This is a genomic window from Candidatus Acidiferrales bacterium (assembly GCA_036514995.1).
GTDB lineage: Bacteria > Acidobacteriota > Terriglobia > Acidiferrales > DATBWB01 > DATBWB01.
Window position 1 is genome coordinate 1 of sequence record DATBWB010000061.1, and the last position, 13,677, is coordinate 13,677.

Annotated in this window: 12 protein-coding genes and 1 tRNA gene; all 13 read right to left on the minus strand. The window is 59.9% G+C overall.

Annotation, left to right across the window (positions count from 1 at the left end; genetic code table 11):
• Nucleotides 1-148 precede the first annotated feature (148 nt).
• A complete protein-coding gene (gene rpmE, locus VIH17_04280) occupies nt 149-358 on the minus strand; it encodes a 50S ribosomal protein L31 (GenBank protein ID HEY4682451.1) in 210 nt (69 codons plus the stop codon).
• A 244-nt stretch (nt 359-602) separates the two neighbouring features.
• Complete coding sequence (locus VIH17_04285) at nt 603-899, minus strand: hypothetical protein (protein ID HEY4682452.1); 297 nt, start codon at nt 897-899, stop codon at nt 603-605.
• Nucleotides 900-1,050: 151 nt separating this feature from the next.
• On the minus strand, nt 1,051-5,226 hold the full coding sequence (gene rpoC, locus VIH17_04290; GenBank protein ID HEY4682453.1) for a DNA-directed RNA polymerase subunit beta': 4,176 nt from the start codon (nt 5,224-5,226) through the stop codon (nt 1,051-1,053).
• Between the two features lie 51 nt (nt 5,227-5,277).
• Nucleotides 5,278-9,708, minus strand: coding sequence for a DNA-directed RNA polymerase subunit beta (gene rpoB / locus VIH17_04295; GenBank protein ID HEY4682454.1), 4,431 nt, complete (start codon nt 9,706-9,708; stop codon nt 5,278-5,280).
• Between the two features lie 227 nt (nt 9,709-9,935).
• On the minus strand, nt 9,936-10,319 hold the full coding sequence (rplL, locus tag VIH17_04300; protein ID HEY4682455.1) for a 50S ribosomal protein L7/L12: 384 nt from the start codon (nt 10,317-10,319) through the stop codon (nt 9,936-9,938).
• Between the two features lie 101 nt (nt 10,320-10,420).
• On the minus strand, nt 10,421-10,951 hold the full coding sequence (rplJ, locus tag VIH17_04305) for a 50S ribosomal protein L10 (protein HEY4682456.1): 531 nt from the start codon (nt 10,949-10,951) through the stop codon (nt 10,421-10,423).
• Between the two features lie 82 nt (nt 10,952-11,033).
• Nucleotides 11,034-11,744 (minus strand): 50S ribosomal protein L1, encoded by a 711-nt coding sequence (gene rplA / locus VIH17_04310; protein ID HEY4682457.1) that lies wholly within the window; start codon nt 11,742-11,744, stop codon nt 11,034-11,036.
• Nucleotides 11,745-11,842: 98 nt separating this feature from the next.
• Entirely contained in the window at nt 11,843-12,274 is a 432-nt protein-coding gene (gene rplK, locus VIH17_04315; GenBank protein HEY4682458.1) for a 50S ribosomal protein L11, read from the minus strand.
• A gap of 40 nt (nt 12,275-12,314) precedes the next feature.
• A complete protein-coding gene (nusG, locus tag VIH17_04320; protein ID HEY4682459.1) occupies nt 12,315-12,848 on the minus strand; it encodes a transcription termination/antitermination protein NusG in 534 nt (177 codons plus the stop codon).
• A gap of 9 nt (nt 12,849-12,857) precedes the next feature.
• Complete coding sequence (gene secE, locus VIH17_04325; protein HEY4682460.1) at nt 12,858-13,130, minus strand: preprotein translocase subunit SecE; 273 nt, start codon at nt 13,128-13,130, stop codon at nt 12,858-12,860.
• A gap of 58 nt (nt 13,131-13,188) precedes the next feature.
• Nucleotides 13,189-13,263, minus strand: a tRNA-Trp gene (locus VIH17_04330).
• A gap of 53 nt (nt 13,264-13,316) precedes the next feature.
• The gene (gene rpmG / locus VIH17_04335; protein ID HEY4682461.1) at nt 13,317-13,466 is read right to left on the minus strand and encodes a 50S ribosomal protein L33; all 150 of its coding nucleotides are present in this window, start codon (nt 13,464-13,466) and stop codon (nt 13,317-13,319) included.
• A gap of 6 nt (nt 13,467-13,472) precedes the next feature.
• The coding region (tuf, locus tag VIH17_04340) for an elongation factor Tu (protein HEY4682462.1) at nt 13,473-13,677 on the minus strand (205 nt) is incomplete at its 5' end.

Consider the following 13,677-nt stretch of genomic DNA (forward strand, 5'->3'; position numbering starts at 1 on the left):
CATTCTATATGAAAGCGTGCGTGGAAGCGCAGGAAATCTCCGTGCCAACCATCATGCAGGACGCTACGTAGCGGCGGCCTTCCGGCCAGCAGGTAGCTCGTGGAATCGGACAGTGCCCCGCTAAAAGCTGCCCGGCTGAAGCCGGCCGCTACTTTTTGACTTTTTCGTATTTGCGCCGGAAGCGTTCGATGCGGCCGGCCGTGTCCACGAGCTTTTGCTTGCCGGTGAAATAGGGATGGCAGTTCGAGCAGATTTCAATGTGGATGTCGCTCTTGTGCGTGGAGCGCGTCTTGAACTGATTCCCGCAGGCGCAGGTGACCAGGACTTCGTGATAATCGGGATGAATGCCTTGTTTCATCAAATCTCCTCCCCGCCCTGAACCAGAACGGTTCAGGGCCTGTCGAGGATTCGCTCTCCGCACGGCGAGGTCTGGCGGCTCAAAAGCAAACGGAAAGTTTACACGAAACCCATGGATGGAGCAACCGGCCGCGCGGCCGTGCAAGAGGATGCCGCCGGCCCGCCGATCGAAGCAAAAAACCAGCCCCGGGCCTTCGGCGAAGGGTACTCCTCGCCTGCTTGTGGAGAAGGGAACCCAACTGGAACTATTTCTTGAAAAGCTGATCGAACTTCTTTCGCGCGTCATCGGCCGAGACAGCGGCGCCCGATTTGCGGGTGAGGTCAACGGACTCGCGCGGCTCAAAATAATCGCAGGAGTTGGCCCGATCCTTGTAGCGCTGCCACTCGGCCTTCGGCTCGCGGCATTCCTTCTTGACCGCCGGATCAAAGAAACGGCAATTCTTGCAAACGTGAACCGGCGAGCGGCAACGCTCGCAGGCGGCTGAAGGAGCGAGCTTCTCTCCGATCAGCTTGAAGGTTTCACCGCAACGGAAGCAATTCACCGAAGGACTCCGGAAGGTAACATCCAATCTAGCCCAAGCGACGAGGCATTGGCAACAGAAAGGCAACAAAAAGTGGATGGCAAAAAGAAAACGGTCCGGACAGCGCCCAGCGGCGCTGTCCGGACCAGCCTAGGCGATTCGGCATCGTGGACTAGGCTTGAGCTTGTTCATCCTTGCGGAGGAACTCGAGGGCAGCCGCTTCCTCCGGCGTCAGGGGCTCGGCCGGAGGCTGTTCCTCAACCTGGGCTTCGGTCACGAGCTTCATGTTGCGGTAATGCTCGAGGCCGGTGCCCGCCGGGATGAGCCGGCCCATGATCACGTTTTCCTTGAGCCCGCGCAGGTAGTCCACCTTGCCGCTGATGGCGGCTTCGGTGAGCACGCGGGTGGTCTCCTGGAAGGAGGCCGCCGAGATGAAGGATTCTGTGGAAAGCGACGCCTTGGTGATGCCCAGGAGCAGCGGCCGGCCGACGGCGGGCTTTCCACCCTCGCTCTTGACGCGCTCGTTGTCCTCGGTGAAACGGAACTTGTCCACCTGCTCCTCCAGCAGGAATTGGGTGTCGTTGACCTCTTCGATCTTCACCCAGCGCATCATCTGCCGGACGATCACTTCGATGTGCTTGTCGTTGATGTTCACGCCCTGGAGACGATAGACCTCCTGGATGGAGTTGACCAGGTAGGCCTGGGTGAATTTCTCTCCCAGGACGGCGAGGAGGTCGTGCGGGTTGAGCGGCCCGTCCATGAGCGGCTCGCCCGCGCGCACGCGCTCGCCTTCCTGGACGTTGATGTGGACACCGCGCGGGATGGAATATTCTTTTTCCGTTCCGTTGTCGGCGGTGACGTAAACCTTGCGGTAGCCCTTGGCGACCTCGCCGTAGCGGACCACACCGTCAATCTCGCTGATGACGGCCGGGTCTTTGGGTTTGCGCGCCTCGAACAGCTCGACCACACGCGGCAAACCGCCGGTGATGTCTTTCGTCTTGGTGGTTTCGCGAGGGATCTTGGCCAGCACATCGCCGGGGTAAGCCTCGTCGCCGTCATTCACCATCAAGTGAGCGCGCGAGGGGATCAGGTATTTTCTCAGGGTGCGGCCTTTGTCGGAGCGCACGATGATTTGGGGTTGGTGCTTTTCATCGCCCGCCGGAACCTGGACGACGAGCTGCGACAAGCCGGTGACTTCATCCACCTGCTCATCGATGGTCACCCCGAGTTGCAAATCCTTGAACTGGACGATGCCACCCGACTCCGTCAGGATGGAGAAGGTGTAGGGGTCCCATTCGACCAGGGTCAGGCCAAGGGTGACCGGCTGGCCATCGACGACCTTCAGTTTCGCCCCGTAGACCACCGCATAGCGTTCCTTTTCGCGGTTCTTCTCGTCCACCACCGCGATGGAACCGGTGCGGTTCATGACCACGAGGTCGCCCTGCCTTCCCTCGACTACCGAGAGATTGACAAACTTGACGAAGCCGTTGTTCTTAGCCTCGAGCTTGGTTTGCTCGGTGATGCGGGTGGCGGTGCCGCCGATATGGAAGGTACGCATGGTGAGCTGGGTGCCGGGCTCGCCGATCGACTGGGCGGCGATGACCCCGGTGGCCTCGCCCAGCTCGACCATGCGACCGGTGGCCAGGTTGCGGCCATAGCACCGCGCGCAAACGCCGCGCCGCGACTCGCAGGTGAGCACCGAACGGATTTTGACTTCCTCGATGCCAGCCGCCTGGATGGCGTTGGCCAGCTCTTCGGTGATCTCCTGGTTGACCTCGACAATGACGTTGCCCTCATAGTCTTTGATCTTCTCGAGGGAGACGCGGCCGACGATCCGATCGCGCAACGGCTCCACCACCTCGCCCACCTCCACGATGGGGGTGACGACAATACCGTCGAGGGTGCGGCAATCAAATTCACTGATGATCACGTCCTGAGCAACGTCCACCAGCCGCCGCGTCAGGTAGCCCGAATCGGCCGTCTTGAGCGCCGTATCGGCCAAACCCTTGCGAGCGCCGTGCGTCGAAATGAAGTACTGCAGCACGGTCAGGCCCTCGCGAAAGTTGGAGGTAATCGGGGTTTCGATGATTTCACCAGAAGGCTTGGCCATCAGGCCCCGCATGCCGGAAAGCTGGCGTAACTGCTGCTTGGAGCCACGCGCGCCGGAGTCGGCCATGATGTAAATGGGGTTGATCTGGCCGCGCTTGTCGCTCTCCTCGAGTGCCTTGAACATTTCGTCGGCCACGCGTTCGGTCACGTCCGACCAGATCGCGATTACCTTGTTATAGCGTTCGCCGTTCGTGATAGCGCCGTCGAGATACTGCTGCTGGACATCCACAACCTCCTTCTCAGCCGCTTCCACCAGCGCCTGTTTGTTCGCCGGGATGAGCAGGTCGTCAATGCCGATCGAGATCCCGGCCTTGGTGGCATAGAGGAAACCCAGATCCTTGAGCTGATCGAGCAACTCGACGGTGCGCTCCAGGCCCAATTGCAAATAGCAATACTGGATGAGGTTCTGCACGCCCTTCTTCTTGAGCAAGCCGTTGATGAAGGGGAAGCCTGCCGGGAGGTGGTCGTTGAAAATCACGCGGCCAACGCTCGTGTTGATGAACTGAGACGTCTTGGTGATGGCCTCGGTGTGCATGACGTCCTGATCGTCATAGGCGGTGGTCAGGTCAATCACCGGGCCGGTATAACGCAGACGGATAGGGGTAAGAAGTTCCACCTCGCCAGAGTCAAGGGCAAGGAGCACTTCTTCCACCGCACCGAAGGCTCGACCCTCGCCCTTGGTGCCGGGCTTGGAGCGGGTGAGGTAATAGATGCCGAGGACCATGTCTTGAGAGGGCACCGCCAGCGGGCCGCCGTTGGCCGGCGAGAGGATGTTGCGCGAGCTGAGCATCAAGACGGACGCCTCCACCTGCGCTTCCGGGGAGAGCGGGATGTGCACCGCCATTTGGTCGCCATCGAAGTCGGCATTGAAGGCGGTGCAGACCAGCGGGTGAATGCGAATCGCCTTGCCTTCCACCAGCACGGGCTCAAACGCCTGGATGCCAAGCCGGTGCAAGGTCGGCGCCCGGTTCAGCAAGACCGGGTGATCCTTGATCACCTCTTCCAGGATGTCCCAAACGACCGCTTCCTGCTGCTCGACCAACTCCTTGGCCTGCTTGATGGTGGTGCAGTGGCCGGATTGCTCGAGCCGGTGATAAATGAACGGCTTGAACAATTCGAGCGCCATTTTCTTGGGCAAGCCGCACTGGTTTAGCTTCAATTCCGGACCGACCACAATGACGGAGCGACCGGAGTAGTCCACCCGCTTGCCCAGCAAGTTCTGGCGGAAACGGCCCTGCTTGCCCTTGAGCGTGTCGGAGAGCGACTTGAGGGGGCGGTTGTTGGCGCCACGCAGGACGCGGCCGCGCCGGCCGTTATCGAACAGCGCGTCCACCGCTTCCTGGAGCATGCGCTTTTCATTGCGGACAATCACGTCGGGGGCGTGCAGCTCCATCAGCTTCTTCAGGCGGTTGTTGCGGTTGATCACCCGGCGATAAAGGTCGTTCAGGTCAGAAGTGGCAAATCTGCCGCCATCGAGCGGCACCAGCGGGCGCAATTCCGGCGGCAGCACGGGAAGCACATCCAGGATCATCCACTCCGGCTTGTTGCCCGACTTGCGGAAGGACTCGACCACTTTCAGGCGCTTGGCGTATTTGATGCGCTTCTGGAGGGAGGGGTCCTTGCGCATCTTGGCGCGCAGCTCTTCGCTCAGCTCATCCACGTCCACGCGCTTCAGCAATTCCTTGATGGCCTCGGCGCCCATCCCGGCTTGAAACTTTCCGGGATATTCCTTTTGAAGCTCGCGGTACTTTTCCTCCGAGAGGGTCTCCTTCTTTTTGATTCCCGGAACCTCGCCCGGATCGACGACGACGTAGCCCTCAAAGTAGAGCACCCGTTCGAGCTCGCGCAGGGTGATGTCCAGCAGATGGCCGATGCGGCTGGGCAGGCCCTTGAAGAACCAGACGTGCGAGCAGGGCGCGGCCAGCTCGATGTGGGCGAGGCGCTCGCGGCGCACCTTGCTCAGGGTCACTTCCACGCCGCACTTGTCGCAAATTACCCCGCGATGCTTCATCCGCTTGTATTTTCCGCACAAGCATTCCCAGTCGGTCACCGGGCCAAAAATCTTGGCACAAAAAAGTCCGCCGCGCTCCGGCTTGAAGGTCCGGTAGTTGATGGTTTCCGGCTTGGTGACCTCGCCGTGCGACCACGACCGGATTTTTTCCGGCGAGGCCAAGCTAATGCGAATGGAGTCGAAATCGGCGACCAGACTGACACGATCGTAAGGACTGCTGCGATACAAGGTCTTACCCTCCTTCAGGGAACCCATCCGCCAGAGGCGGAAAGAAACTCGTTACTCTTTCTCGGCCAGTTGCTTCTGGCGCTTCATCAATTCCACGTCCAGACAAAGCGATTGCAATTCGCGAACCAGCACATTAAACGATTCGGGCACGCCCGGCTCCATGACCGGTTCGCCTTTCACGATCGCCTCGTAGATTTTGGCGCGGCCATAGACGTCGTCCGATTTGGCGGTGAGCAACTCCTGCAAGATGTGGGCAGCCCCGTAAGCTTCGAGCGCCCAGACTTCCATTTCGCCAAAGCGCTGGCCGCCGAACTGCGCCTTGCCTCCCAGGGGTTGCTGGGTGATGAGCGAATAGGGGCCGATCGAGCGGGCGTGGATCTTGTCATCCACCAGATGCGACAGCTTGAGCATGTAGATATAGCCGACGGTGATGGGCTCAGCAAAGGCCTCACCTGTCATGCCATCGTAGAGGAGCGTCTTGCCGGAATCGGGCAACCCGGCCAGCCGCAGCATCTTCTTGATTTCGCTCTCGCGCGCCCCGTCGAAGACCGGCGTCGAGAAAGGAACCCCGCCTGTCATGCCCTGCGCCAGTTCGACCATCTCGTCGTCGGTCATCTCGGCGAGCCGGTCGGCGAGCGAGCTTTCCGCAAACCATTCCTTAAGCCGCTTGCGCAGGGCTTCGGTGCGGCCTTTCTCAGAAAGCAGCGCGGCCACGGCGCGGCCCAATTCCTTGGACGCCCACCCGAGGTGCGTTTCCAGAATCTGGCCGACGTTCATGCGTGAGGGCACGCCCAGCGGATTGAGCACGATTTCGACGGCCGTACCATCGGGCAAGTAGGGCATCTCCTCTTCCGGCACAATCTTGGCGATGACGCCCTTGTTGCCGTGGCGGCCCGCCATCTTGTCGCCGACCGAGAGCTTGCGCTTCATGGCGATGTACACCTTCACCAGCTTGATGACGCCCGGCGGCAGCTCGTCGCCCTTCTTGAGCTTGCCCACCTTCTCCTCGGTGATTTTCCGCAGAACGTCAATCTGCCGCGAGGTCATTTCCTCAATCTCATCAATCTTCTCGAGGATCTCCAGGTCTTTCGATTTCATCCTCATGCGCTTGAGGTTGCGGGTATTAATTTTCTCAATGATTTCGCGGGTGAGGATGGTGCCCTTGGTCAGCAAGCGCTTGTTCGTCTTCTCATCGTGCAAGTCGGTGATCAGTTCCTGGTCGCCGAGCAGAACGGTGAGCCGCTTCAAGCGCTCGTCAGTCAAGATGCGGATTTCGTCTTCGAGGTTCTTCTCCAGCTTGGCCACCTGGGCTGCTTCAATGGCCTTATGGCGCTCGTCTTTGTCCTGGCCCTTGCGGCAAAAGATCTTGACGTCCACCACCGTGCCTTCGATGCCCGGGGGGCAAAAGAGGGAAGCGTCGCGAACGTCCCCGGCTTTTTCCCCGAAGATAGCGCGAAGTAGCTTCTCCTCCGGGGTGAGCTGGGTTTCCCCCTTGGGGGTGACCTTGCCCACCAGGATGTCGCCCGGCTTGATGTTGGCGCCGATGCGGATAACGCCGCTCTCGTCCAGGTTCCGCAAGAAGCTCTCGTTGATGTTGGGGATGTCGCGGGTGACATCTTCGGGGCCGAGCTTGGTATCGCGCGCTTCGATCTCAAACTCCTCGATGTGGAGCGAGGTGTAGTAATCCTCGCGCACCAGCTTCTCGCTGACCAGCACGGCGTCTTCAAAGTTATAGCCGCGCCAGGGCATGAAGGCGACCAGCACGTTGCGGCCCAGCGCCAGCTCGCCGCGATCAGTACACGGCCCGTCGGCCAGCACCTGCCCTTGCACCACCTTCTGTCCCTTGTGGACGAGCGGCTTCTGGTTGATGCAGGTGTTCTGGTTGGAACGCTTGAATTTGATGAGCTGGTAGATATCGGCGCCCACTTCGCGCGACAGGACTCCAGAATGATCGCCCTCGACGCGGACAATGATGCGCTCGGAATCGATGTTGTCGACAATGCCGCTGCGCTTGCAGACCACCACCGCGCCTGAGTCGCGAGCGGTCACGGCTTCCATGCCCGTGCCGACAAGCGGCGATTCCGCCCGGAGCAACGGAACCGACTGGCGCTGCATGTTCGATCCCATCAGGGCGCGGTTGGCGTCATCGTTTTCGAGGAAGGGAATCAGGCTTGCGGCAACGCTGATCAGTTGCTTGGGCGAGACGTCGATGTAGTCAATCTCTTCGCGCTGCTTGAGCACAAAATTGCCGGCCTGACGAGCGTTCACCAGCTCAGGGATGATCCGGCCGCGATCGTCGAGCGGGATATTGGCCTGGGCGATGACGTAGCGGTCCTCGTCCCATGCCGAGAGGTAGAAGCAATGCGGTTGGAATTCAATCTGGCTGCGCTTGCCCAGAACCTTGTTCAGCTCTTCGACCTTTTGCCGCTCCACAATTTCGCCGACGCGGAATTCGCTCCCGCCGGCATTCGTGACCATGACGTAGTCGATCATCCGCCCCTCGCGCACCTTGCGGTAGGGACTCTCGATGAAGCCGAACTCATTGATGCGGGCGTAGCAGGAGAGCGAGCTGATCAAGCCGATGTTCGGGCCTTCTGGAGTCTCAATCGGACAAATGCGGCCATAATGCGTGGGGTGAACGTCGCGCACCTCGAATCCGGCGCGCTCGCGGGACAGACCGCCGGGCCCCAGCGCCGAGAGACGCCGCTTGTGGGTGATCTCGGACAGCGGATTCGTCTGATCCATGAATTGACTGAGCTGCGAACTGCCAAAGAACTCCCGGATCGCCGCCATCACCGGCTTGGCGTTGACCAGGTCGTGCGGCATGGCGGTGGACATCTCCTGGAAAACGGACATCTTCTCCTTGATGGCGCGCTCCATGCGCACCAGGCCGATGCGGAACTGGTTTTCCAGCAGCTCGCCGACCGCGCGCACGCGGCGGTTTCCCAGGTGGTCGATATCGTCGGTGGTGCCGATGTTTTTGCGCAGCTTGAAAAGGTATTTGATGGCGGCGTAAAAATCGCTCGGCTCCAGGGTGCGCTTGTCGAGGGGCCTTTCCGTGCCCAGCTTGATGTTGAACTTCAGGCGACCCACCTTGGAAAAGTCGTATTTGCGCGCGTCAAAAAACATCCCATGGAAGAGAGAGGTCGCGGTCTCCAGAGTGGGCGGATCGCCCGGCCGAAGCTTCCGGTAGATTTCGACGAGCGCTTCCTGCGGCGTGCGGATGGAATCCTTCTTGAGCGTCTGGCTCAGAACCACGCCGATATCGTCCCGCTCCGGGAAGAAGACGTCCACTTCAGGAATGGCGGCATCCAGGAGGGTGGCGAGTTTGTCGCCGTCCAGTTCCAGGTTGGACTCAATCAGCACTTCGCCGGTCTGGCGGTTAATGATGTCCGCCACCGTGAACGCGCCTTGCAAATCGACCGGGGTGACTTCCACCCGCTGGACGTGGGCCTTGAGCAATTCTTTGTAAAGCTGCGGGGTGATGCGCTTGTGGGCGTGGACAAGCAGCTCGCCGGTGCGCGGATGCTTGATGTCATGCGCCAGCTTCTGGCCGACCAGGCCCTCAGAAAGGTTCCAGTAGAACTTGCGGCCTTCCATGGTGATGCGCTCCACCTGATAGAAGGCTCGCAGAATTTCCTCGTTCGACTTGAGTCCGAGCGCCCGCAGGAAGACGGTGCCCACAAACTTTCGCTTGCGATCGATGCGGACGTAGAGCAGGTTCTTGTTGTCGTACTCAAATTCCACCCACGAGCCGCGATAGGGGATCATCTTGCCCAGGAAATAAGTCTTCTTGTTGGCCGAGTCGTAGAAGACCCCCGGAGAGCGATGAAGCTGGCTGACAATGACTCGCTCGGTGCCGTTGATGATGAACGTGCCGTTATCGGTCATCAGCGGGATTTCGCCGAAGAAGACCTCCTGCTCTTTGATGTCGCGGATGGTTTTGGCGCCGGTGTCGGGGTCTTTTTCGTAGATCGTCAATCGGATAGTGACCTTCAAGGGCGCGGAATAGGTCATGCTGCGCTCCTGGCACTCGTTGACGTCGTATTTCAACTGCAACCCGACCGGGTCGCCGCACTTGTTGCAAAAGGTGACGACGTTCTTGTTGAAGGTGCCGCACTTCGAGCAAAGGACGTCGCCGGTGCGATAGGGGTTGGTGATGACCGTCGCGCCGCAATTTCGGCAGGTGGCGCGCAGGTGATGCAGCCCCTTCAGGTTGCCGCACTTGCATTCCCAGTTGCCAATGGCATAGTCCACAAAGTCGAGCTGAGACAGCCCGCGGAAATCCTGGATGGGAAACACCGAGCTGAAGACCGACTGCAAGCCGGTGTCTTCGCGCTCGTTCGGCAAAAACTCCATTTGCAGGAAACGCTGGTAGGACTTTTTCTGGACTTCGATCAGGTTCGGAATCTGGATCGTCGTTTGGATTTTCGAAAAATCGATCCGTTCGCGTTCCCTGTGCTGGTTCTTTAGGTCCGCCATGCCGACTACCTCACTTTCGGATCAAAACGTTTCGGAAAAAAAGCCTCGCCTTGCGCACGGAAACACCGATCCGCCCGAGGCGGCTCCGGCGCAAGCCAAAAAAGTTCAGAAGGCGTCTCCCTTGGAAGCAGGCCTCGTCCGCCGGGCAGGGCACACCAGAGCCTCCCCGACGGAATCGGGACGATAAAGCTTCGGGATGGAACTCCAGCCGTTTGCAACCGAGCTTCTTACTTAATCTCGACCTTTGCGCCGACGTCCTCGAACTTCTTCTTGATGGCTGCCGCTTCGTCTTTGTTAATGCCCTCTTTGACCGGCTTGGGCGCGCCTTCCACGAGATCCTTGGCCTCTTTAAGGCCCAGGCTGGTGACTTCGCGGACCGCCTTGATCACGTTGATCTTGTTCGGGCCTACTTCGGAAAGTACGACTGAGAATTCGGTCTGCTCTTCCGCGGGAGCAGCCGCTGCGCCAGCAGCCGCGCCGGTCAAGACCACCGGGGCAGCGGCGGCTGCCGACACCCCAAGATCCTCCTCCAGTCCTTTGACCAATTCCGCTGCCTCGAGCAGGGTCAGGCCCTTGATCTCGTCGCGCAGCTTGTTCACTTTGTCTGCCATTGCGATTGCATCCTCCTTCTGAATTCTCAAGAGCTCTTGGTCGTTCGGCCCCGATTTTTTCGGGGCTGGCCTACGGGTTTCGGACTCCCTATCGCACCGGGCTAGCCGGCAAATTTCTTTTCTTCCACCGCCTGCTTAACGACCACTGCCAGATTGCGACTCACCCCCTGAAGGGCACCCGCCAGCCGCCGGGCCGGCGAGCTGATCAGGTAGAGCAGCTTGGCCATCAACTCTTCCCGGCTGGGCAGGGTCGCCAGTTGCTGAATCTCCTGGAGCGAGACCACACGACCTTCGATCAAGCCTGCCTTAAAAGAAAAAGCCGGGTTATCCCTGGCATACTTCGTCAACGCCTTCGCCAGTTGCACCGCGTCGGCCTGCGTGTAGGCAATCGAATTGGTGCCGGTCAGGCCTTTCAGCAAATCCGCCGCGGCTGTTCCCCTGGCAGCGCGCTCGACGAGCGTGTTTTTCACGACGCGGTATCTCCCGCCAACCTTTTCAATGGCTCGCCGCAGGTCGTTGTCCTGCGAAACCTTCAGCCCCTGGAAAGAAGACAGGATCAAGCTCGAGGTCTGCAGCAGTTCGGCATTGAGCTTCTCCACTTCGGTTTTCTTTTCTGCCCGTTTCTTGACCACGTCTCTCTTCCTTGTCCCGCTTGTCGATGAGCCCCGCGTCGGCAACGCTCGGGCGGGCCGCCGGGCTTTTTCGAGCACCCAGCTAGGCCGCAGAGGTTGCGGCGGCCTCCGCAATGGCCAGGTCAATCGGAATCCCCGGGCCCATCGTGGAAGTGAGCGTGATCCGTTTCACATAGCGGCCTTTGGCCGCCGACGGCTTCGCTTTCACCACCGCCGCAATCAACGTCTGCGCGTTCTCCGCCAATTGGTTGGCCGCAAAAGACAGCTTGCCGACCGGAGCATGGATAATGCCCGCCTTGTCCACGCGGAACTCGACCTTGCCGGCTTTGATTTCCTTCACCGCCTTGGCCACTTCAAACGTGACGGTTCCCGTTTTGGGATTTGGCATCAGCCCGCGCGGGCCAAGCACCTTGCCGAGACGGCCCACCGCCTTCATCATGTCCGGGGTGGCGATGACCGCTTCGTATTCCGTCCAGCCTTCCTGGATCTTCTGGACCATCTCTTCGCCACCAACGTGGTCGGCGCCAGCCTGCTCGGCTTCATGGACCTTTTCGCCGGAAGCAATGACTAGCACGCGCTTGGATTTTCCCAGGCCGTGCGGCAGGACAACGGTGCCGCGCACCATTTGGTCGGCGTGCTTTGGGTCCACGTTCAGGTTCATCACCAGGTCCACCGACTCATCGAACTTGACGTACTTGACCTTCTGGAGCAGCTCGGTGGCTTCCAGGAGTGGATAGGGCCGGGCCTCCACCTGCTTTTTGGCGCTCAAGAATTTCTTTCCGGCGTGAGGCATTTTACGATCTCCGCGTTTGTTTCCGGTCGCGCAACCGAAGGCGACATGCATCGGCATGCATGCCCTCGCCGTCGCATACGATCCCAGGAACGGCTTGGCTACTCCACCACCTCGATGCCCATGTTCCGGGCGGTGCCCTTGATCATGGAGACGGCCGCCTCCAGCCTGGTGGCATTCAGATCCGCCATCTTCAGCTTGGCGATCCCCTCTACCTGCTTGAGCGTGACCGTGCCCACTTTGGTCTTGTTCGGCTCGCCCGAGCCCTTGGCGATATTGGCGGCGCGCTTGAGCAACACCGACGCCGGCGGGGTCTTGGTGATGAACGTAAACGACCGATCGCTATAGATTGTCACGACCGCCGGAATGATCAATCCCTCTTGATCTCTTGCCGAGGTCCTGGCATTGAACTGCTTGCAAAACTCCATGATGTTGATGCCGTGCTGCCCGAGAGCGGGTCCCACGGGGGGAGCCGGAGTGGCCTTCCCGGCAGCAACCTGCACGCGCACCTGAGCTACCATTTTCTTCGCCATGTCTTAAGTCTCTATCGAGCGAAACCCTTCCGGATCCCGACTAAAGAATCTTCTCCACTTGCAAGAAATCGAGTTCCACCGGGGTTGCCCGGCCGAAAATCGTAACCATCACCTTGAGCGTGTTGCGTTCGGGATTGACCTCTTCCACCGCTCCATTGAAATTGGTGAAGGGTCCGTCAGTGATCTTGACCTGCTCGTTGCGCTCAAAGGACAGCCGCGGCTTCGGCTTGTCGGCAGCCGTCGTCACCCGATGCAAGATCTGGTTCACTTCCTCTTCGCTGAGCGGCGTGGGCGTCTGGCCCGTCCCGACGAACCCGGTCACGCGCGGGGTGTTGCGCACCACATGCCAGGTGTAATCGTCCATTTCCATCTCGACCAGCACGTAGCCGGGATAGAACATCTTGCTGGCCTCAACCTTTTTCCCGCCCCGGATCTCGACAACCTTCTCGATGGGGATCATGACATCGCCGATCTTGTCTTCGAGCGCAAAGGCCTGGATCCGGCCTTTGAGCGAATCGGCCACTTTCCTCTCAAATCCCGAGTAGGTATGAACGATGTACCACTGTTTCGGCATCGCGTCCCTTTACGGCTTGAATTTCTCAAAAATAAACTGGACTGCGCGCTGCACCCCGTTGTCCACCAGCCAGAAGTAGAGTCCGAAGAAGAAGACCGTCACGATGACGACGAGGGTGGTGGCACGCACGTCGTTCCAACTCGGCCAGGTCACGTGGCGCAACTCCATCCGCACATCGTGGAAGAATTCGCGCACTCGCCCCAGCCCGGCCTTGGGCTTTTCCACCCAGCCGGACAACGCCCCCGCTGCATTCGACATATCTTTCACCTTCGTGTCGGCCATCGCTTGGTTTCCCGCCGCCTTTCCCCTTCCCCCACGGCCTATCCCCAGGCGTCGGGATTGGCAGGGGAGGAGGGATTCGAACCCCCACATCCGGTTTTGGAGACCGGCGGTCTACCGTTGAACCTACTCCCCTTTGCCCCGAAACCAGCCGGAGGGCGCTCCCTTCGCCACTCTCCCTTCAACCGCTCACTTCACTTCCTTATGCGCGGTATGCTTCCGGCACGCCGGACAAAATTTCCGCAACTCCATGCGGTCGGCATTTTTCTTGCGGTTCTTGGTCGTCGTGTAATTTCGATTTTTGCAGTCGCTGCATTGCAGCGTGATGATTTCGCGCATCGCAAGCTACTCCACGATCTCGGTTACAGCTCCTGCTCCTACGGTGTGCCCGCCTTCGCGGATCGCAAACCGCAACCCCTTGTCCATCGCCACCGGCGTGATCAACTGCACGTCCACCGTCACGTTGTCCCCCGGCATCACCATCTCCACCCCCGCCGCCAGCTTCACGTCCCCCGTCACGTCCGTCGTCCGAAAGTAAAACTGCGGCCGA

What these genes read in the sequence shown, in the direction of transcription:
- rplL (HEY4682455.1), bottom strand. Translation starts at nt 10,319, where the DNA reads ATGGCAGACAAAGTGAACAAGCTGCGCGACGAGATCAAGGGCCTGACC.
- secE (HEY4682460.1), bottom strand. Translation starts at nt 13,130, where the DNA reads ATGGCCGACACGAAGGTGAAAGATATGTCGAATGCAGCGGGGGCGTTG.
- nusG (HEY4682459.1), bottom strand. Translation starts at nt 12,848, where the DNA reads ATGCCGAAACAGTGGTACATCGTTCATACCTACTCGGGATTTGAGAGG.
- rplK (HEY4682458.1), bottom strand. Translation starts at nt 12,274, where the DNA reads ATGGCGAAGAAAATGGTAGCTCAGGTGCGCGTGCAGGTTGCTGCCGGG.
- rpmG (HEY4682461.1), bottom strand. Translation starts at nt 13,466, where the DNA reads ATGCGCGAAATCATCACGCTGCAATGCAGCGACTGCAAAAATCGAAAT.
- rplA (HEY4682457.1), bottom strand. Translation starts at nt 11,744, where the DNA reads ATGCCTCACGCCGGAAAGAAATTCTTGAGCGCCAAAAAGCAGGTGGAG.
- rpmE (HEY4682451.1), bottom strand. Translation starts at nt 358, where the DNA reads ATGAAACAAGGCATTCATCCCGATTATCACGAAGTCCTGGTCACCTGC.
- rpoB (HEY4682454.1), bottom strand. Translation starts at nt 9,708, where the DNA reads ATGGCGGACCTAAAGAACCAGCACAGGGAACGCGAACGGATCGATTTT.